The following is a 19,286-nucleotide window of genomic DNA, read 5'->3' as shown; positions in this document are numbered from 1 at the left end:
TTATTCCTCACTTTCTTCTATTAACTTGACAAGCCCATTCCATCCAAGTGTTGCACACTTAATACGGTTAGCTTGTTTATGTGTATTTTTAAAAGCAATTGCTTCCTCTAATAAATCTTCATCATAATCTCTTTCATAGATCATGTTCATATAATTTTCAATAATTCTCTTTGCTTCTTCTTTCGTTTTACCAATCACAAGTTCACTCATAATTGATGTTGAAGAAGTACAGATAGCACATGCTTCTCCATCATAACGAACATCAGCAATCTTATCTCCATCAAACTTGACTTGAATATCTAAATCATCAATACATGTGTCTGAATTCATATTGACTTTTTTGTATGTTTCATCTTCAACCAATCCACGATTACGTGGATGATCATAATGATCCATAATAATTTCTCTCAATAATTGAGGGTCATCCAAAGAACGCATCTAAAAAGTCATCTCCTTTCTTACACACTTCAATAAATTGATCAATCTCTTCTTTTGTGTTATAGAAGTAGAATGATACTCTCAAAGTTGTTGAAACATTCAAAAATTCATCTAGTATCTTTGCACAGTGCTGCCCTGCTCTAACAGCAATCCCATATGTATTAAACAAACTGGCAGCATCTTGTGAGAAAACGCCTTTGATATTAAATGCAACTGCCCCATCACTATGAACATTATAAATTTCAACATTATCAAGCTCTTGCATTTTTTTAATACAATATTGGCGTAATTCTTTTTCATGAGCACAAATATTATCCATACCAATTTTAGATAGATACTCAACTGCGGCTCCTAAGCCTATGACACCTTCAATATTTGGCGTTCCTGCTTCAAATTTATAAGGTGGATTCTTAAGTGTCACAACACCACAACTGTTATAACGTGAATTTGATCCTCCACCTAAACGAGTAGGCTTTGTTTCACATAATAAATCATATTTTCCATACATAATTCCTACACCAGTAGGTCCACACATCTTATGCCCTGAAAAAGCGAGAAAATCAACACCACTGGCTTGAACATCAGTCACTTGATGAGGAACACTTTGAGCCCCATCAGCAACGACAATAATCTCACGTTCATGAGCATAATTACAAATTTCTTTCATTGGTGCGTCATATCCTAAAACATTTGTGACTTCAGCAATCGCAATAATCTTTGTTTTTTCGGTCACTGCTTTTTTCACATTTTCCAGTGTTAAACTTCCAGTTTCATCCAAATCAATGTAATGAACAATAGCACCAACTTTATTGGCGACATCAAACCATGGCAATGTATTGGATGCATGTTCAGCAACTGTCAGTAAAATCTCGTCACCTGCCTGTAAATGATTGAGCCCATATCCATAAGCAATCATATTAAGTGAATCAGTTGAACCAGAAGTAAAAACAATTTCTTCAACACGTGCTGCATTTATAAAGTCTTTAATCAATCTTCTGGCATCTTCAAAACGCTCATCAACTTCATGTGATAAATCATAATCACCACGATGTGCATTTCCTGAATAATGTGTTAAATAATCACATACAGCATCGATCACAGCTTGTGGTTTTAAAGTTGTCGCTCCATTATCAAGATAAATCAGAGGATGGTCATGCATAGTTTTCCCATTTAGCATTGGGAAATCTTTTCTAATGCTTTCAACATCTAACATGATTTAATCACCTACCTTTGATAAGGCTTCTTCAAAACGTTCCTTCAACATTTCATTATCAATCACTTCAATAACCGGTTTTAAATAACCATAAGTAATTAAATGCATAGCTTGTTTTTTAGAAAGACCACGACTTTGTAGATAATACAAATGATCTTCATCCATTTTCCCAACACCAGCTGCATGTGAAGCTTTCACATCATATTCATCAATATATAAATAAGGATTAGCACTAGCAATGCAATTCGCATCAAAAACCATAATCTTATTGGTTTGATGAGCGGCAGAGCCATGTTGACCTTTAGTAATAGTGCCAATTCCATCTATAACCAACTTTCCTTGATCTTTAACAACACCATAATTATCCATTTGACCAAACGTATGTGGCTGATTATGTTGAATCAGCACTTCATAATGTTTTTGTTCTTGTTCTTTAGACAAGACCGCCATTCTTATTTTGGCATCAGCACCTTCACCATCTAAATAATAGTGATAAGTTCCCTGATAACTTCCATCAGATAATTCAGCATAGCCACATTGGCAGATAGCATTTTCTTTTAAATAAACATTTTCATAACATTCAACTGTCTCTTGATTTTGACAGTTATTTTCACTGAAAATATGTACAACTGCATTCTCATCAATATGCATATCTTTATGTAAAACTGCACCTTGTGATAACACTTTTGTTTCAATGAAATTAACTTTAACGTTTTTCTTGATTTCAAAACAAATATTCATTTTTATATCTGCTTCTAATATATAAACAATCTGAACTTCTACAGGCTCTTGATTTTCAAATACAAAAACAGAATCTTGATAACTGATATGATCAGGCAAATGAGATTCAATGATTTCTCCATTCTTTAAAACAAGTGAGTAAGAACTACTCAATATATAATTATCCATTATTGATCTGTTCCTTTTTTCCACATGATTCTAAAATAATTGGTTTTCTTTCTTCATCCTGTTCAATTTCAATTCCAAGTTCTTTGACCCATTCATAACCTTCGCTATCAATTTTTTCAACAAGCTCATATCCACCAGTCATAACGATTTGTCCTTTCACCAGCACATGAACATGAGTTGGCTTAACAAGTTCAAACAATCTTTCATAATGAGAGACCATCACACAACCAAAATCATCATTACGCATAGAATTAATAGCTTCACTGACAACTCTCAATGCATCAACATCTAGTCCTGAATCAATTTCATCTAATAAAGCAAACTTTGGCTGTAATAATTTCATTTGCAGAATTTCATTACGTTTCTTTTCACCACCAGAAAATCCTTCATTTAAATATCGATGTGCTAAGTTTTCATCCATATCTAACTCTTCAATATTTTTATCCAATGTACGAATAAACTTAAATAATGAGACTGGTTTCTCTAATCTTGCATTCATAGCGGCTTTTAAAAAGTCTGAATTTGTGACACCAGGAATTTCTTGTGGATATTGCATACCTAAGAATAGTCCTGCTCTTGATCTTTGATCGACTTCCATTGATAAGACATCCTGTCCATCTAATTCAATACTTCCTTGTGTGACTTTATATTTAGGATGCCCCATAATGGCTGAAAGCAATGTTGACTTCCCATTTCCATTGGGTCCCATAATAGCATGAACCTCTCCAGTATTGACAGTTAAATCAATACCTTTTAAAATTTCTTTTTCTCCGACTTCAACATGTAAATCTTTAATTATTAAAGTTGACATAAAATACGCCCCTTTCGAACATATATTTTACGTAAATTTGTCAAAAATGACAAGTCATACGATAATAATTTTATTATAGACAGATTTTCTATTTTCAAAAGAAAAACTCTATAGAGCTTTGTCTATAGAGTTACCTGCTAACAAATTCCACAAATGATGACTAATAAAATAAATAATACAAGAATTAAAGTAAAAGATCCTTGATGAGCTAACATAGAATTCCCTCCTTTTTTTATTAAATACAACAACAGAATATAATCAACAAGATGAATAAAACAATTGTTGTCTCAATTCGACAACCATGACTTCCCTTATCCATGTCATGCCCTCCTTCTATGCACATTATATATTATGGTAAAATATCAATAAATTTTGTGTTATTGCCTACATAAGTTGAAAAAATATTGATATCGTGTATAATTATAGTGTTTATATCAAGGAGGTTTATATGAAACAAAAACGACTTTTAGGACTTGCCCTCGCAAGTTTGCTAGTTCTCAGTGGATGTTCTTCATCAGCTGTGAAAGAAGATGGTAAATATGTTGTCGCATCAATCGATGGCAAAAATATTCTTGCTGATGATATTTATGAAAAGCTATCTTCGTCTACTGCAGGGAAAAATGCTTTATTTACTTATTTATTAGATCAACTTATTACTGCAAACTTTCCTGTAACATCAGATATGAAGGATAATGCCTCTAATATTGTTTCTAATATTGAAGCAAGTTATAAAAATCAATACAGTGATAATGATGAAGCTCAAAAACAATTAGAAAGTGCATTATCATCAAGTGGTTATGAAAGTATGGATGCATATAAAGAATCATTAATTCAATCTTTACAATATTCTGAATTTATTAAAAAATATGTAAAAGCAAATTTTGATGAAGTTTTTGAAGATTATTATAAACAAGAAGCGCCTCGTTATATCAGTATGATTAAAGTATCAATGAGTGATCCAGACAAACCAACAGAAACTGAAACTGAGAAATTGAATGAAGTCAAATCACTTTTAAAAACTGATAAAGGATTTGCTGAAATTGCTTCTTCTTATTCAGATGATGACTCAAAGAGTGCTAAAGGTAATTTAGGAATTATTGATTCAACATCAGGATTAAAAGATTCTTATGGTGAAGATGTTGAAAAAGCAGCTTTATCTTTAGAAAAAGGAAAAGTATCTGATGCAATTAAAGGAACGAATGGTTATTATTTCTTATATTGTACAAGTACTGACAAGGATACAATCAAGAAGGATTTAGAGACAATCGATATTGATTCTCCTTTACTGGTTTATGATAGTTACATTGTTTATTTAGCTTTTAACACTTATGAATTAAAATATAGTGATGAAAAAATTGAAAAAAATGTTAAAGAAATCGTTGATGAAGCTTTAAAAGCGAGATCTGAAGAAAGAGAGGGATAAACATAATGAAAAAATTAATGATGTTACTCCTCTGTGGAGGATTATTAGTTGCTTGTTCATCTGATTCAGGCTATAGTGTAAAAGTCAGTAAAAGCGATGATGCTATGATTACTGGCAGTGAATTAAAAATGACAAAACAAGATTATTTCAATCAACTTTTAGATCAATATGGTGCTCAACAAGTGTTGAGTGAAGCTTTAACAACTATTGCTGATAAAGAGGTCACTGATCAAGAAGAAATTAATAAGCTCGTTGCTGAAAGAGAGAAAACATATGCTAAAAATGCGAATGGCGATTTAGAGAAATATGCAAAGAGTTTAGGATATGATTCTAAAGAAGAATATAGTCAAGAAGTTTTGGTTCCTGATGTTAAGCAAGAACTTCTAAGAAATAAGTATATCAAGGAAAATCTAGAAAAGATGATTAAAGATTATCAAGTTGTAAGTTTTAAGAAGATTGTTGTTACAAAAGAATCAGAAGCTTTGACAATTATCAAAGAATCTACAAGTGCAGAAATATTTGATAAAAAATTAAAAGATGCTGGTACAAATGGTGAAGATGCTGGAATTGTTACAAAGAATTCAACATTGGATGATAATTTAAAATCACAATTAAGTCAATTATCTGCTGTCAATAAAGATGGTGTTTATAGTGAAGCTATTAAGTTAAGTGATGATTCTTATGCAGTTTTATATCTTTATAATACTGATCATAAAAACACTGATGAGTTAATTAATAAATTAACTAGTGACGGTGATGTTCAAAAGGAAATTGAAGGTATCTATCTTAAAAAATACAATTTTAAAGTCAATGATTCAAAAATAAAAGATGCGATAAAAAAACTTTCTAGTGAATATATTGAATAAGGGTTCCCCTTATTCTTTTTTTGTTGTAAAATATGAGAGATGGAGGTTATGATTATGGATAATTGTATTTTTTGTAAGATCGCAAGTCACCAAATTCCTGGTAAAATTTTATATGAAGATGATGTTTGTATGGCGTTTCTTGATTTAAGTCAAACAACAAATGGACATACCCTAGTTATTCCTAAAAAACACTATCAGCATGTTTTAGATGTTGATCAAGAGACATTAGGACATATGATGTCTGTTGTCCAAAGAGTTGCATGCCAGATTGAAGAAAAAATGAATACCAAAGGATTCAATATTGTTTCTAATATGAATGAAGTTGCAGGTCAAAGTGTTCATCATTTTCATATTCACATTATTCCTCGTTATCAGACAGATGATCCTTTCCATATCCAATATACTGATCGCTCAGGTGATGTGGATTTAGAGACTATTTATCAACAAATCATAGATTGATAACGTGAAGCAAGAGTCATGAAAACAATTGAATTCTTGCTTTTTGTTTTAGACATACATATAATAAAAGAGTAAAGGAGTTTACCATGAAAAAAATTAAAATTAACATGTTATCAAATGCTGATTCAGTAGATGGTCAAGGAGTTGGAAGTGCATATTTAGAACAGGTTTCATTAATTCGAGATGAATTAAAAGATGATTTTGAAGTTGTTATTAATAATTCAAAACCTGCTGATATTATTCATTGTCATACAATTTTACCAAAATATCTCATTCAGATGAAGAGAAATAAATCAGTCAATGTGGCTTATGTTCACTTTTTACCAGATACACTTGATGGCAGTATCAATTTGCCAAAATCTGCTTTAAGTGTTTTTAAGAAATATATTACTTATTTTTATAATACTGCTGATTATTTGATTGTTGTTAATCCTATTTTTATTGAAGATTTGGTTTCTTTTGGGATTCATCGTGATAAAATTAGATATATACCTAATTATGTATCTAAGGATGCTTTTTATAAAGAAAATGATGATTCTATTGAAAAAACACGTCAAGATTATGGAATCAATAAAGATGCTTTTGTTGTTTTAGGCGTTGGACAAGTTCAAACCCGTAAAGGCGTGAAAGATTTTGTAGAAGTTGCCAAACAATTACCTGAAATGACATTTGTATGGGCTGGTGGCTTCTCTTTTGGAAAGATTACTGATGGTTATGAGGAATTAAAAGAAATCTATAACAATCCCCCTCAGAATGTTAAATTCATTGGAATTATACCTAGGGAAAAAATGAATCATATTTATAACATTGCTGACGTGCTCTTTATGCCTTCATATAACGAGTTATTTCCAATGGCTATATTAGAAGCCGTTAACAGTCAAAAACCTTTGCTATTGAGAGATTTAAACCTATATAAAGATATTCTATTCCAAAAATACTTATCAGACATATCGAATGAGGGTTTTGTGAATAAAATCAAAGAACTCCAAACAAATCAAGAACTCTATAATCTATATAGCCATTATTCTCAAGAAATTAGTGAATATTACTCTAAGGAAAATGTTAAAAAAATCTGGAAAGATTTTTATAACAGTATTGTCAAAAATAAGAAAATATCTCATAAATAAAAAAACAAAGAAAGTGGAGACATTCGCTCCACTTTTTATAAAGGAGGATATCTTTAATGAAAATAGCTATTATTTGTGCTAGCGATGATGAACTTGCTCCTTTTTTAAAAGCTCTTGAAAATGTTCAAATATCAGAAAAAGCAATGTTAAGATTTTATGAAAGTCAAATTGAAAATGTTGAAATAGTGACATTATATTGTGGGGTAGGAAAAGTTAATGCAGCATTAGCAACACAAATCCTTATTGATACTTTTCATGTTGATATCATCATTAATGCAGGTACTGCTGGAGCAATCTGTAATACGTTAAAACTTTTTGATACGGTTATTTCTAAAGAGATTGCATACCATGATGTCCAAGAAGATATACTTACAGAATTCCATCCATATCTTCCTACAGCTACCTTTTTTGTTAATAATAAATTATTGGATATTGCAAAAATAATATGTCAGCAAAATCAAAATACCTATTTAGGAAAAATAATAACTGGTGACTCATTTATTGACAAGGGACAACATGAAGCATTAAACAAAAACTTTGCAGCCCTTTGTGTTGATATGGAAAGTGCAAGTATTGCTCATGTCTGTTATGTCAATGCTATTGATTTTATTGTCATTAGGACAATAACTGATACACCAGTACTAACTGGACATCAAGCATTTGAGCAGAATTGTAAAAAAGCATCTGACCAAACAAAAGATATTGTTTTCAAATTTATAAACATGATTAAAAAACAGTGGCATTAGACCACTGTTTTTAATCATACATTTTTGGTTTATAAATCATTCTATTTTCTAAAGCAAAAACACGTTTTGAATATTCACCTGGTTCAACTTGTTCAAGAGCTTTATCAAACATATGCATTCTTGCATCTATATTATCTATGAGATAAACAATCTCAGCCTCTCTAATTTGAGGAAGAACAGGAGATCCAAATTCATTTTTACCATGATGGGAGAGAACCATATGTTGAAGTAAAATAACCTCTTCTCCTTCAATATTTAATTCTTTAGCAGCTTCATGAATCATTGCTTGAGATATTGAAATATGTCCAAGTAATTTTCCTTCAAGTGTGTATGTTGGAACAACTGGTCCACTCAATTCAACAGTCTTTCCTAAATCATGTAACAAAATACCTGCATAAATTAAATCAGCATTCAATTGTGGATAATTCCCTATCATTGCATCAGCCAATTTCAACATAGACAGTGTATGATATGCCAGTCCAGAAACAAATTCGTGATGATTTTTACTTGCTGCTGGATAAATCTTCAATTTTTCAATATTTTGCTCAAGAAGATACTTTGTTAATGTGTAAAGTTTCATATTAGATATGCGCTTGACATATTCCATCATTTCCTTAATCATCACATCAGCATCCAAAGGTGCTTTTGATAAAAATTGAACTTGTTGATTTTCTTGATAAGAAACATTGTCTATTCCAATGACTTTCATTTGGCGATCATCACTGTATTTGATAATATCCCCTTTTCCTCTTACAACTGCACCAGTTGTTAATGTCTTGATTTGCTCATCTGATGCATTCCATAATTTTGCATCAATTGTTCCAGTTTCATCTTGAAAAACAATACTAAGATAATTACTTTTGTTAGCTCCATTAGTTTTTCCAGTTGTGACATGAGAAATCATAGCTGTAAATTCTACATTATCATTTCCACATTTCATATCTTTAATTTTAATCATTCGGATCCTCCCATAATTCACTAATAATATTAACAACATCATCATATTCATAGCCTTTTTGGACTAAAAATGTAATAATCTTACTCTTCAATTGATGACTGTCATATCTCGTCTTATAACGATTATATACACGTTCATATTCTTTCGTTAATAGTTTCTTTGTATGTTCTTCTGGAAACACAAAATCAAAATTATTAATTGCACGTTCTACAACATCCTGTGAAAAACCTTTATTGAAAAGTTTATGTTTAATGTTTTGAATAAGTGCATATTGTGGTTTGTTTGTATTTTCATTATACAATTTCTTAACGATTTCAAAAGCCTTATCATATTCTAAATCTTGTGAGTAATTCGCTAAAAATTCATCAATGACAAATGGTGAAACACCATTATTCTTTAAATTAAATATAATCTTATTCATACCAAGACCTAAACGAATAGAACGCTGGAAATAATTTTTAGTATATTCCGCATCATCAATTAAATTCTTTTGAACCAGAATATCCATTGTCATATCAATCTGGATATCATCAAAGTCACCTTTATCAGCTAACTTTTTTTGCATCTTAGCATAAGTATAGTCCTTATATGTTAAATACTTTAAAGCCAAATGATACGCTCTAGAGACCTGCTCTTGATCTTTTAAGGCATCTAGTTCTTCTCTATCAACAACCTGTCCAACACTCAGACCATAGCGATCAATAACCTGTGAAGAAAGAGTGAGCATAACTTGATGATTATCAAATTGAAAAGAAACCTGATAAGTTTTGCCTTTATCTGGCACCATCGAAACAACCTTATAACAATAATGATGTTTCGATAAAGCCTTACGATAAGTATTCATAATCTTTTTATAAAAATTTTCACTACTATATTGCATAGCATCTTCAACAGCATGCATAGATAATTGGCTAAGATCAGTTTGTGCTAATTCTAATATCTTTTGAGTCAAATCTACCTTATCCTCAAAAAAGAAACCATTACGCCCATCCAAAATAACTCCTTCTAAATTTTTATCATAACGAGCCAAAGCAGGTATTCCACTTGCCATTGCTTCAATAAATGTTAATCCCTGTGTTTCAGTAATAGATGCAGAAACAAAAAGATCAGAGACATGATAATATGAAGGAACTAAATCAGCTTCTTTAGGACCAGTAAAATAAACACAATGTGTCAATTGTAACTCTTTTGTTAACTCCTGAAGTTCTTCAAGTTGTGGACCACCACCTACAATCATTAAACAAATCTGATGATTCTTTGAATAAATATCCTGCATCGCTTCAATCAATAAGTCTACACTTTTCTCAGGAGCTACTCGCCCTAAAAAAGTAACAACAAATTTATTTTCCAATTGATATTCTTTAATAATGTCATTCATCACTTTTTGATTCTTGTTTTTAACAGAAAATTTATCTAATTGCAATCCTGTCCCAATCACATTAATTGAATTTGAAATTCCATATTCTCTTAATGCATCTGCCGTCTTTTGCGAGGGAACAATCAGTTCTGAACAACTGTCACCATATATTTTAGAAATTTTTTCTATAATTTTTTTGGCCGCATGATCAACAGCTTTAATATTCCCAGGCGCAATATAATGTGAATAATCAGCCCACATTGTATGGTATGTATAACATACTGGAATATTTAAAATTTCACCAGCAATCTTCCCAAATATACCAATTCCAAACTCTGTCTGAATATGAATAATATCTGGTTCAAATTCTTTTAATTCTTTCATTCCTTTAAAAGAATAGATATTAGATGCTCGATAACCATATAGTTTTTTTAAATCTAAACCAGGTAAACGAAGAACCATATCATCTTCATCAATATAATCGCTATCATTTGGTAATATTGTTGTTACAACCAAAACATGATGACCATGTTTTTTCAACTCGTTTTTTAAGATATGTGTAGATGTAGCAACACCATTAATATCAGGTAAATAAGTATCACTTAATAATGCAATATTCATTTAATCACTCCAATCTCGAACTATTAATTTCTTTGTTTAATGAGAAAACCAACCCTCCAATAATAAGTCCTAAGTAATAAGACATAAATCTCCATAAAAATAATGAAGAAGACGTTCCAACAGTTCCTAAGAAACTAAATAACAAAACATAAATACCTTCACTACCACCACTGGCACCAGGAATTGGTAAGAAAGCATTAATTAAATAGATAAACGAACATAATCCTAAAAAATCTAAAAACTCCCACCACGAAACATTTAAATTCAATGCCTTTGCTGCAAAGAAAGGCATACTATAAATAATTGTTAACTTAACAAAATTACATAAACAAGATTTTACCAAAACCATCCTATTTTTTTGTAAAAATTTTAACTGTTCCCTAAAATCAGCCAAATACTGTTCTATTTTAGCACATGTCATCTCATAATCCTTAATAATATGCATCTTACATAATAACTTTAAAACATTATGCGTAACAAAATGTTGTAACCTTTTTGATTTAGCTCCACCAAACAACCCTAAGATAACAGCAAAATTGATCATAAATCCTAATATAGCTAGACTAAAAACACCTGCTTGTTCAGTCACAAAATAATTATATTTCAACAATACAACAACACCAGTATATAGAACCAATACACTTTGATAACAAATAAAACACATTAATAAAATACTTGATGAATTTGTAGGAACTATGCCTTGTTTATTAAAAATGTAAACTTGAGCAAATTGTCCACCACTTGCAAAAGGAGTTATGCCATTAAAGAAAGTACCACTAATTGCATTCACAAATGATTGTTTAAAAGTATAATCCTGTTTATATGCTTTTCCAAAATACCAAAGCGAAAGAGCATCAAATAAATAATAACTGAACATAATCAATCCCATAATAACAATCCATGATATTTTTGCTTCTTGAAATGATAAAAGTACTTGATCAAATTGTTCTCCAATTGATAAATAGATTGAAGTTCCACCAATGAGTAAAATAATAAGAATATTTAAAAAATATTTTTTATTTCTCATAAGTCATTTCTTTAAAGATAAAATATATCTTATCTTTAAAAACTCCTTTCTGATGATAAGAGAATCAGTTATCTATTATCTCAACCATCGCTATTTATAGATATCCATATATTTTATGTTTTGATTCTACAAAAATATACCTATCTTTATCATAATAATTTTACTACATTTTATCATATAAGGAAAGAAAAAGGGGAATAAAATAGGAAATGAAGGAAAGACAAAAAAAAGGATATCCAGTGTGGATATCCGAAGTGAACTGGCAGCTTGCTATTGTCGCGATTGCTCACTATCGTCGCCGTTATGATGCTTAACTTCTGTGTTCGGGATGGGTACAGGTGTTTCCATCATGCTATCGCTACCAGATCTCTCCTGGTGCCTTCCTCTCGGAGCACTCAAAACTGAACAGTAATCTCGCCTTCTTCTTGAACAACCTTCTTCTGGTTAAGTCCTCGACCTATTAGTATCAGTCAGCTTCGCACATCGCTGCGCTTACACCTCTGACCTATCAACCTCATCGTCTTTGAGGGGTCTTACTTCCGAAGAATGGGAAGTCTCATCTTGGAGGGGGCTTCACACTTAGATGCCTTCAGCGTTTATCCCTTCCAGACTTAGCTACCCAGCTGTGCCACTGGCGTGACAACTGGTGCACCATTGGTCTGTCCACCCCGGTCCTCTCGTACTGAGGGCAGCTCTCCTCAAACTTCCTACGCCCACGACAGATAGGGACCGAACTGTCTCACGACGTTCTGAACCCAGCTCGCGTACCGCTTTAATGGGCGAACAGCCCAACCCTTGGAACCGACTTCAGCTCCAGGATGCGATGAGCCGACATCGAGGTGCCAAACCTCCCCGTCGATGTGAACTCTTGGGGGAGATCAGCCTGTTATCCCCAGGGTAGCTTTTATCCGTTGAGCGACGGCCCTTCCATTCGGCACCGCCGGATCACTAAGCCCGACTTTCGTCCCTGCTCGACTTGTTGGTCTCGCAGTCAAACACCCTTTTGCCTTTGCACTCTACGCATGATTTCCAACCATGCTGAGGGTATCTTTGGGCGCCTCCGTTACTCTTTGGGAGGCGACCGCCCCAGTCAAACTGCCCACCTGACACTGTCCCGTCGCCAGCTTATGGCGTCCGGTTAGAACTTCAATACATGAAGGGTAGTATCCCAACGGCGACTCCTCGAATACTGGCGTATCCGTCTCTTCGTCTCCTACCTATCCTGTACATCATGCATCAAAATCCAATATCAAGCTACAGTAAAGCTCCATGGGGTCTTTCCGTCTAGTCGCGGGTAACCTGCATCTTCACAGGTACTAAGACTTCACCGAGTCTACAGCTGAGACAGCGCCCAAATCGTTACGCCTTTCGTGCGGGTCAGAACTTACCTGACAAGGAATTTCGCTACCTTAGGACCGTTATAGTTACGGCCGCCGTTTACTGGGGCTTCAATTCATGGCTTCGCTTGCGCTGACCACTCCTCTTAACCTTCCAGCACCGGGCAGGCGTCACCCCCTATACTTCGACTTGCGTCTTGGCAGAGAGCTGTGTTTTTGGTAAACAGTCGCTTGGGCCGTTTTACTGCGGCTCATCTCTCAATGAGCACTCCTTCTCCCGAAGTTACGGAGTCATTTTGCAGAGTTCCTTAGCTATAGTTCTCTCGCTCACCTTAGGATTCTCTCCTCACCCATGTGTGTCCATTTTCGGTACGGGCTGACAAAGAGTTGATTGCTAGAAGCTTTTCTTGGAAGCTTGCTTCGGCGACTTCTGTACTTATCGTAATGTTCCATACGCGTCACGCCTTCGGGTTTCAACATCCGGATTTGCCTGGATGTCCCCTACCTCGCTTGCACCAGCTATTCCAGCAGCTGGATCGCCTAGCCTGCTCCGTCACTCCATTGCCTCTTCATCAGGTACGGGAATCTCCACCCGTTGTCCATCGACTACGCCTTTCGGCCTCGCCTTAGGTCCCGACTTACCCAGAGCGGACGAACCTTCCTCTGGAAACCTTGGGTATTCGGTGCGTGGGATTCTCACCCACGTTCCGCTACTCACACCGGCATTCTCTCTTCCTGCCGCTCCACATGTCCTTGCGGTCATGCTTCCTCGCTGACAGGAACGCTCCCCTACCACTTATACTTGTCGTATAAATCCATAGCTTCGGTATTATGCTTAGCCCCGGTAAATTTTCGGCGCAGAGTCATTCGACCAGTGAGCTGTTACGCACTCTTTAAAGGGTGGCTGCTTCTGAGCCAACCTCCTGGTTGTCTGGACATCTCCACATCCTTTTCCACTTAGCATATATTTTGGGACCTTAGCTGATGGTCTGGGCTGTTTCCCTTTTGACTACGGACCTTATCACCCGCAGTCTGACTGCCAGATATGTTCCTGTGACATTCGGAGTTTGATTATATTCAGTACCTCGGGATGAGGCCATCACATATTCAGTGCTCTACCTTCACATAACTTTCACTCTGACGCTAGCCCTAAAGCTATTTCGGGGAGAACCAGCTATCTCCGAGTTCGTTTGGAATTTCACCCCTAGCCACAATTCATCCGCCAACGTTTCAACGGGGGTCGGTTCGGTCCTCCATCGGGTTTTACCCCAACTTCAACCTGATCATGGCTAGATCACTCGGTTTCGGGTCTATGACATACAACTCTCGCCCTATTCAGACTCGCTTTCGCTTCGGCTCCGCATCTCCTGCTTAACCTCGCTGCATATCATAACTCGCCGGCTCATTCTACAAAAGGCACGCCATCACCCCTTAACGGGCTCTGACTTCTTGTAAGCATATGGTTTCAGGTTCTCTTTCACTCCCCTCCCGGGGTTCTTTTCACCTTTCCCTCACGGTACTGGTTCACTATCGGTCACAAAGGAGTATTTAGCCTTTCGAGATGGTCCTCGATAATTCCGTCAGGATTCCACGTGCCCCGACGTACTCAGGTACTGTCTCGCATCACTTCACGATTTCGGATACGGGAATGTCACCCTCTTCGTCGCTCCTTCCCAGAAGCTTCTCCTATCATGTCATGTCTGCTTCGCTGACAGCCCTATAACCCCATCTTTGCGATGGTTTGGGCTCCTCCGCTTTCGCTCGCCGCTACTTACGGAATCGTTCTTTACTTTCTTCTCCTGCAGGTACTGAGATGTTTCAGTTCCCTGCGTCTCGCCACGCATCACTATTTATTCATCATGCGCTGACATCCCATTACGGATGCCGGGTTCCCCCATTCGGACATCGACGGGTCCTTGCCTGCTTACTGCTCGCCGTCGCGTTTCGCCGTTTGCTGCGTCCTTCTTCGCCTCTTTGTGCCTAGGCATTCGCCATACGCTCTTTCTTACTTAACCTAAAGTGTTCAAGTTCTACTTGTTTTTTTGTTTCGTGATCTCTCGATCACTCAGCTTGTTATCTTAGTTTTTTTACCACTTTGACTAGATGATTCAACCTTCTCATGAATTTCTATTCCTGATCTCGTTTCTTTCATCTTATCTTTTCGTTTGTAAAAAGTTTTGTTTTTACTAGATTACTATTCAGTTTTCAATGTTCCCTGAGTTCGCCCTCTTCAAGCTCACTCAAAACTAAACAGAAACTCACGCTCTTCTCCCTAGAAAGGAGGTGATCCATCCCCACGTTCCCGTAGGGATACCTTGTTACGACTTCACCCTAATCATCAGTCCCACCTTAGACAGCTCTCTCCTTGCGGTTAAGCCACCGGCTTCGGGTGTTACCAACTCTCATGGTGTGACGGGCGGTGTGTACAAGGCCCGAGAACGTATTCACCGCGACATTCTGATTCGCGATTACTAGCGATTCCAACTTCGTGCAGTCGAGTTGCAGACTGCAGTCCGAACTGAGAACGGGTTTTTGGGTTTCGCTCCACCTCGCGGCTTCGCTTCCCTTTGATCCGTCCATTGTAGCACGTGTGTAGCCCAGGTCATAAGGGGCATGATGATTTGACGTCATCCCCGCCTTCCTCCTCCTTGCAGAGGCAGTCTCGCTAGAGTCCCCAACTTAATGATGGTAACTAGCGACAAGGGTTGCGCTCGTTGCGGGACTTAACCCAACATCTCACGACACGAGCTGACGACAACCATGCACCACCTGTATCCCCTATAGCTATCTCTCTATCTCTAGAGCCTTTAGAGGTATGTCAAGACCTGGTAAGGTTCTTCGCGTTGCTTCGAATTAAACCACATGCTCCACCGCTTGTGCGGGCCCCCGTCAATTCCTTTGAGTTTCATTCTTGCGAACGTACTACTCAGGCGGAGTACTTATTGCGTTAACTGCAGCACTGAGGTTTGACCCCCAACACTTAGTACTCATCGTTTACGGCGTGGACTACTAGGGTATCTAATCCTATTTGCTCCCCACGCTTTCGGGACTGAGCGTCAGTTGCAGCCCAGATCGTCGCCTTCGCCACTGGTGTTCCTCCATATATCTACGCATTTCACCGCTACACATGGAATTCCACGATCCTCTACTGCACTCTAGCTATTTGGTTTCCACGGCTTACTGAAGTTTAGCTTCAGGCTTTCACCGCAGACCTCTATTGCCGCCTGCTCCCTCTTTACGCCCAATGATTCCGGATAACGCTCGCCACCTACGTATTACCGCGGCTGCTGGCACGTAGTTAGCCGTGGCTTTCTCATAAAGTACCGTCACTTATGAATCATTTCCTATTCATACCGTTCTTCCTTTATAACAGAGGTTTACATACCGAAATACTTCTTCCCTCACGCGGCGTTGCTCGGTCAGGGTTTCCCCCATTGCCGAAAATTCCCTACTGCTGCCTCCCGTAGGAGTCTGGGCCGTGTCTCAGTCCCAGTGTGGCCGTCCACCCTCTCAGGTCGGCTACGCATCGTCGCCTTGGTGAGCCGTTACCTCACCAACCAGCTAATGCGCCATAAGTCCATCCTCCTGCTATCCATACGGATATTTAATGAAGCGGTCATGCGACCCCTTCACCTATGCGGTCTTAGCTATCATTTCTAATAGTTATCCCCCTCATGAGGGCAGGTTACTTATGTATTACTCACCCGTTCGCCACTCACTGATAAAATCAGTGCGTTCGACTTGCATGTATTAGGCACGCCGCCAGCGTTCATCCTGAGCCAGGATCAAACTCTCCATTGTTTATCTCAAACAATAACTTGTTCTCTTGACTCTTTTTTCTTACTACTTTCTTTGACGTGTTTTCTGTTTAGTTTTCAATGTCCTTGACCCGTTTTTGGCACCTCTCTGGCGCCTCTCTCGTCGAGTGCTCACTTATAATATCATTTCTCCTCTCCCTTGTAAAGTCTTTTTTTCGTTTTTTTTATATTTTTTTCTACACAAATAGACACAAAATAAAAAAAGGTTGATTTCATCAACAAAAATGAAACATAGCCTTTTTAATATTTTATTTATAATGTAAAGCAGCTGAAATAGCACTAATGAATGTTGCTCTGATATTGCCTTTTTCCAATGCCTCAACGCCTCTAATTGTTGATCCACCTGGCGAACAGACATTATCCTTTAATATACCAGGATGTATATTTGTCTCTAACTGCATTGCACCTGATCCAAGAACAGTTTGAGCAGCCAATTTATAGGCCATACTTCTTGGCATTCCTTCTTTCACAGCGCCATCTGCTAGCGCTTCAATAACCATATATATGAAAGCCGGTCCACAACCACTAACTGTACCAGCAACTCCCATGAGATGACTAGGAACAATCTCTACTTCTCCAATAGAGGCAAACATATCTAGTGTAAAAGCAAATTCTTCTTTAGTTAATGAATGTGTTTCTTCTAACAACGACATTCCTTTTAATACAAGAGCTGGTGTATTAGGCATAACAAAAATATGCCTTGTAGATGCATCAAGTATTTCATTATACTTAGCATAATCATATCCTAACACAATTGAAATTATTGCCTTTTCTTTTAATAGGTCTTTCAATGGTTGTAAAACCTTCTCAACGACTTGAGGCTTAACACCTATAAAAACCATTTCACTTTGTTGTACAACATCTTCTTCACTATCCGCAATTGAGAAACCTAACTCTTTGACTTTATCTAATTGTCCATCCATAATATCAAAAGCAATCATATCACCTGCTTTTAAAAATCCAGACTTCTCAATGCCGCAGGCAATTGCTCCTGCCATATTCCCCATTCCAATAAATCCTATTTTTTTCATATATCCTCCTTATACAAGAAAAGCTAACATCAAGTTAGCTTATAATTTTCTATTTCTTAAAAATGCTGGAACATCATCGTCATCATCATCTTGAGTTTCAAAAACTGTAGGTCTTACAGTTGATTCATAAGGTGATGTTTGTCTAGGCATACTTTGTGTTTGAGTAGGCATTGGGGCAGGTTCTTCATCATCTTCAAAACCAGTTGCAATCACAGTAACAATAACTTGATCATCTAAGTTTTCATTAATAGCAACTCCCAATACTGTATTGACATCATTTCCAACTGCCTCTCTAATTGTTGCAAGAGCAGTATTCGCATCATATAAAGTAATATTTGTTCCACCTGTCACATTAACAATAGCATCTTTTGCACCTGCAATAGATACATCTAATAATGGCGAAGAAATAGCACGCATTGCTGCTTCTTCAGCTTTATTTTCACCATCACTCATTCCAATACCAATTAACGCAGAACCTCTATCTTTCATAACTGACGAAACATCAGCAAAATCAAGATTAATAAAGGCAGGAATAGCAATCAAGTCAGTAATTGTTTGAACCCCTTGTCTTAAAACATTATCAGCTTCTCTAAAAGCTTCACCCATAGGCTTTCTTCCAATTGCATCTAATAAACGATCATTAGAAACAACAATAATAGAATCAACATTTTCTCTAAGTTCAGCCAATCCACCTTTTGCTTGTCTTAAAACCTTTGGACCTTCAAAAGTAAACGGTGAAGTCACAACTCCTACTGTTAATGCTCCTAATTCTCTACAAATTTTCGCAACAACTGGTGCAGCACCAGTTCCAGTTCCTCCACCCATACCAGCAGCGACAAAAACCATATTAGCTCCTGATAGAGCTTCTTTAATTTCCTGTTCAGTTTCTAAGGCAGCTTTGCGTCCGACTTCTGGATTTCCTCCCGCTCCTAGACCATGAGTTAATTCTCTTCCTAAAATAATTTTATTTTCAATATCTATTCCTTTTAAAATTTGAGCATCAGTATTTGCAACATAAAAGTCAACACCCCTTACTCCATCTTTAGCCATTCTAGCGACAGCATTACAACCACCACCACCAACTCCAATGACCTTAATCTTTGCAACTTGTACAAAATCTAAATTACTATCCATATTTCCATCCT

General features: G+C 36.4%; 15 protein-coding genes and 3 rRNA genes. 5 read left to right on the top strand and 13 right to left on the bottom strand.

Features of this window, described 5'->3' with window-relative positions:
• The 5 genes from sufU to GQF29_RS19060 form a co-directional block, all read right to left on the bottom strand.
• Complete coding sequence (sufU, locus tag GQF29_RS14755; protein WP_008790559.1) at positions 1-438, bottom strand: Fe-S cluster assembly sulfur transfer protein SufU; 438 nt, start codon at positions 436-438, stop codon at positions 1-3.
• On the bottom strand, positions 422-1,651 hold the full coding sequence (locus GQF29_RS14750) for an aminotransferase class V-fold PLP-dependent enzyme (protein WP_008790558.1): 1,230 nt from the start codon (positions 1,649-1,651) through the stop codon (positions 422-424). Before GQF29_RS14750 ends, sufU begins: the two co-directional genes overlap by 17 nt.
• Before the next feature lie 3 nt (positions 1,652-1,654).
• The gene (locus tag GQF29_RS14745; RefSeq protein WP_008790557.1) at positions 1,655-2,560 is read right to left on the bottom strand and encodes a SufB/SufD family protein; all 906 of its coding nucleotides are present in this window, start codon (positions 2,558-2,560) and stop codon (positions 1,655-1,657) included.
• Positions 2,553-3,371 (bottom strand): Fe-S cluster assembly ATPase SufC, encoded by an 819-nt coding sequence (sufC, locus tag GQF29_RS14740; RefSeq protein ID WP_008790556.1) that lies wholly within the window; start codon positions 3,369-3,371, stop codon positions 2,553-2,555. Before sufC ends, GQF29_RS14745 begins: the two co-directional genes overlap by 8 nt.
• Before the next feature lie 137 nt (positions 3,372-3,508).
• Complete coding sequence (locus GQF29_RS19060) at positions 3,509-3,586, bottom strand: YjcZ family sporulation protein (RefSeq protein WP_081652836.1); 78 nt, start codon at positions 3,584-3,586, stop codon at positions 3,509-3,511.
• Positions 3,587-3,819: 233 nt separating this feature from the next.
• Between GQF29_RS19060 and GQF29_RS14730 the strand changes: the two genes are divergently transcribed.
• The 5 genes from GQF29_RS14730 to GQF29_RS14710 all read left to right on the top strand — a co-directional run bounded on the left by GQF29_RS14730 (position 3,820) and on the right by GQF29_RS14710 (position 7,992).
• Positions 3,820-4,794, top strand: coding sequence for a peptidylprolyl isomerase (locus tag GQF29_RS14730; protein ID WP_017143804.1), 975 nt, complete (start codon positions 3,820-3,822; stop codon positions 4,792-4,794).
• A 5-nt stretch (positions 4,795-4,799) separates the two neighbouring features.
• On the top strand, positions 4,800-5,660 hold the full coding sequence (locus GQF29_RS14725) for a peptidylprolyl isomerase (RefSeq protein WP_008790554.1): 861 nt from the start codon (positions 4,800-4,802) through the stop codon (positions 5,658-5,660).
• Between the two features lie 54 nt (positions 5,661-5,714).
• The gene (locus GQF29_RS14720) at positions 5,715-6,119 is read left to right on the top strand and encodes an HIT family protein (RefSeq protein ID WP_008790553.1); all 405 of its coding nucleotides are present in this window, start codon (positions 5,715-5,717) and stop codon (positions 6,117-6,119) included.
• An 86-nt stretch (positions 6,120-6,205) separates the two neighbouring features.
• A complete protein-coding gene (locus tag GQF29_RS14715) occupies positions 6,206-7,246 on the top strand; it encodes a glycosyltransferase family 4 protein (protein WP_008790552.1) in 1,041 nt (346 codons plus the stop codon).
• Between the two features lie 56 nt (positions 7,247-7,302).
• Positions 7,303-7,992 carry a 5'-methylthioadenosine/adenosylhomocysteine nucleosidase gene (locus GQF29_RS14710; RefSeq protein WP_008790551.1) on the top strand — a complete coding sequence of 230 codons (690 nt, stop codon included), beginning with the start codon at positions 7,303-7,305 and terminating at the stop codon, positions 7,990-7,992.
• A 10-nt stretch (positions 7,993-8,002) separates the two neighbouring features.
• Here GQF29_RS14710 and GQF29_RS14705 read toward each other — a convergent pair whose 3' ends face one another.
• From GQF29_RS14705 to ftsZ, 8 genes are all read right to left on the bottom strand, one after another.
• Complete coding sequence (locus GQF29_RS14705) at positions 8,003-8,950, bottom strand: HD domain-containing protein (protein WP_008790550.1); 948 nt, start codon at positions 8,948-8,950, stop codon at positions 8,003-8,005.
• Complete coding sequence (locus tag GQF29_RS14700) at positions 8,943-10,928, bottom strand: glycosyltransferase (protein ID WP_008790549.1); 1,986 nt, start codon at positions 10,926-10,928, stop codon at positions 8,943-8,945. The genes GQF29_RS14705 and GQF29_RS14700 overlap by 8 nt, the downstream gene beginning before the upstream one ends.
• A gap of 4 nt (positions 10,929-10,932) precedes the next feature.
• Positions 10,933-11,955: a lysylphosphatidylglycerol synthase transmembrane domain-containing protein gene (locus tag GQF29_RS14695; protein WP_008790548.1), complete on the bottom strand. Its 1,023-nt coding sequence runs from the start codon at positions 11,953-11,955 to the stop codon at positions 10,933-10,935.
• Between the two features lie 257 nt (positions 11,956-12,212).
• Positions 12,213-12,321, bottom strand: a 5S ribosomal RNA gene (gene rrf / locus GQF29_RS14690).
• A gap of 74 nt (positions 12,322-12,395) precedes the next feature.
• A 23S ribosomal RNA gene (locus GQF29_RS14685) occupies positions 12,396-15,307 on the bottom strand.
• A gap of 261 nt (positions 15,308-15,568) precedes the next feature.
• A 16S ribosomal RNA gene (locus tag GQF29_RS14680) occupies positions 15,569-17,093 on the bottom strand.
• The 16S, 23S and 5S rRNA genes sit together here, the layout of an rRNA operon.
• 265 nt (positions 17,094-17,358) lie before the next feature.
• The gene (proC, locus tag GQF29_RS14675; RefSeq protein ID WP_008790411.1) at positions 17,359-18,141 is read right to left on the bottom strand and encodes a pyrroline-5-carboxylate reductase; all 783 of its coding nucleotides are present in this window, start codon (positions 18,139-18,141) and stop codon (positions 17,359-17,361) included.
• Between the two features lie 39 nt (positions 18,142-18,180).
• Positions 18,181-19,275, bottom strand: coding sequence for a cell division protein FtsZ (ftsZ, locus tag GQF29_RS14670; RefSeq protein ID WP_008790412.1), 1,095 nt, complete (start codon positions 19,273-19,275; stop codon positions 18,181-18,183).
• Between the last annotated feature and the right edge of the window lie 11 nt (positions 19,276-19,286).

Source organism: Coprobacillus cateniformis (genome assembly GCF_009767585.1).
In the GTDB taxonomy this organism is placed as follows: Bacteria; Bacillota_I; Bacilli_A; order Erysipelotrichales; family Coprobacillaceae; genus Coprobacillus; species Coprobacillus cateniformis.
This window is presented reverse-complemented; position numbering and strand designations above follow the sequence as displayed.

Coding starts and splice junctions, on each gene's coding strand:
- GQF29_RS14705 (WP_008790550.1), bottom strand. CDS start 8,950: ATGATTAAAATTAAAGATATGAAATGTGGAAATGATAATGTAGAATTT.
- GQF29_RS14745 (WP_008790557.1), bottom strand. CDS start 2,560: ATGGATAATTATATATTGAGTAGTTCTTACTCACTTGTTTTAAAGAAT.
- GQF29_RS14720 (WP_008790553.1), top strand. CDS start 5,715: ATGGATAATTGTATTTTTTGTAAGATCGCAAGTCACCAAATTCCTGGT.
- GQF29_RS14730 (WP_017143804.1), top strand. CDS start 3,820: ATGAAACAAAAACGACTTTTAGGACTTGCCCTCGCAAGTTTGCTAGTT.
- proC (WP_008790411.1), bottom strand. CDS start 18,141: ATGAAAAAAATAGGATTTATTGGAATGGGGAATATGGCAGGAGCAATT.
- GQF29_RS14710 (WP_008790551.1), top strand. CDS start 7,303: ATGAAAATAGCTATTATTTGTGCTAGCGATGATGAACTTGCTCCTTTT.
- GQF29_RS14725 (WP_008790554.1), top strand. CDS start 4,800: ATGAAAAAATTAATGATGTTACTCCTCTGTGGAGGATTATTAGTTGCT.
- GQF29_RS19060 (WP_081652836.1), bottom strand. CDS start 3,586: ATGTTAGCTCATCAAGGATCTTTTACTTTAATTCTTGTATTATTTATT.
- sufC (WP_008790556.1), bottom strand. CDS start 3,371: ATGTCAACTTTAATAATTAAAGATTTACATGTTGAAGTCGGAGAAAAA.
- sufU (WP_008790559.1), bottom strand. CDS start 438: ATGCGTTCTTTGGATGACCCTCAATTATTGAGAGAAATTATTATGGAT.
- ftsZ (WP_008790412.1), bottom strand. CDS start 19,275: ATGGATAGTAATTTAGATTTTGTACAAGTTGCAAAGATTAAGGTCATT.
- GQF29_RS14700 (WP_008790549.1), bottom strand. CDS start 10,928: ATGAATATTGCATTATTAAGTGATACTTATTTACCTGATATTAATGGT.
- GQF29_RS14695 (WP_008790548.1), bottom strand. CDS start 11,955: ATGAGAAATAAAAAATATTTTTTAAATATTCTTATTATTTTACTCATT.
- GQF29_RS14750 (WP_008790558.1), bottom strand. CDS start 1,651: ATGTTAGATGTTGAAAGCATTAGAAAAGATTTCCCAATGCTAAATGGG.
- GQF29_RS14715 (WP_008790552.1), top strand. CDS start 6,206: ATGAAAAAAATTAAAATTAACATGTTATCAAATGCTGATTCAGTAGAT.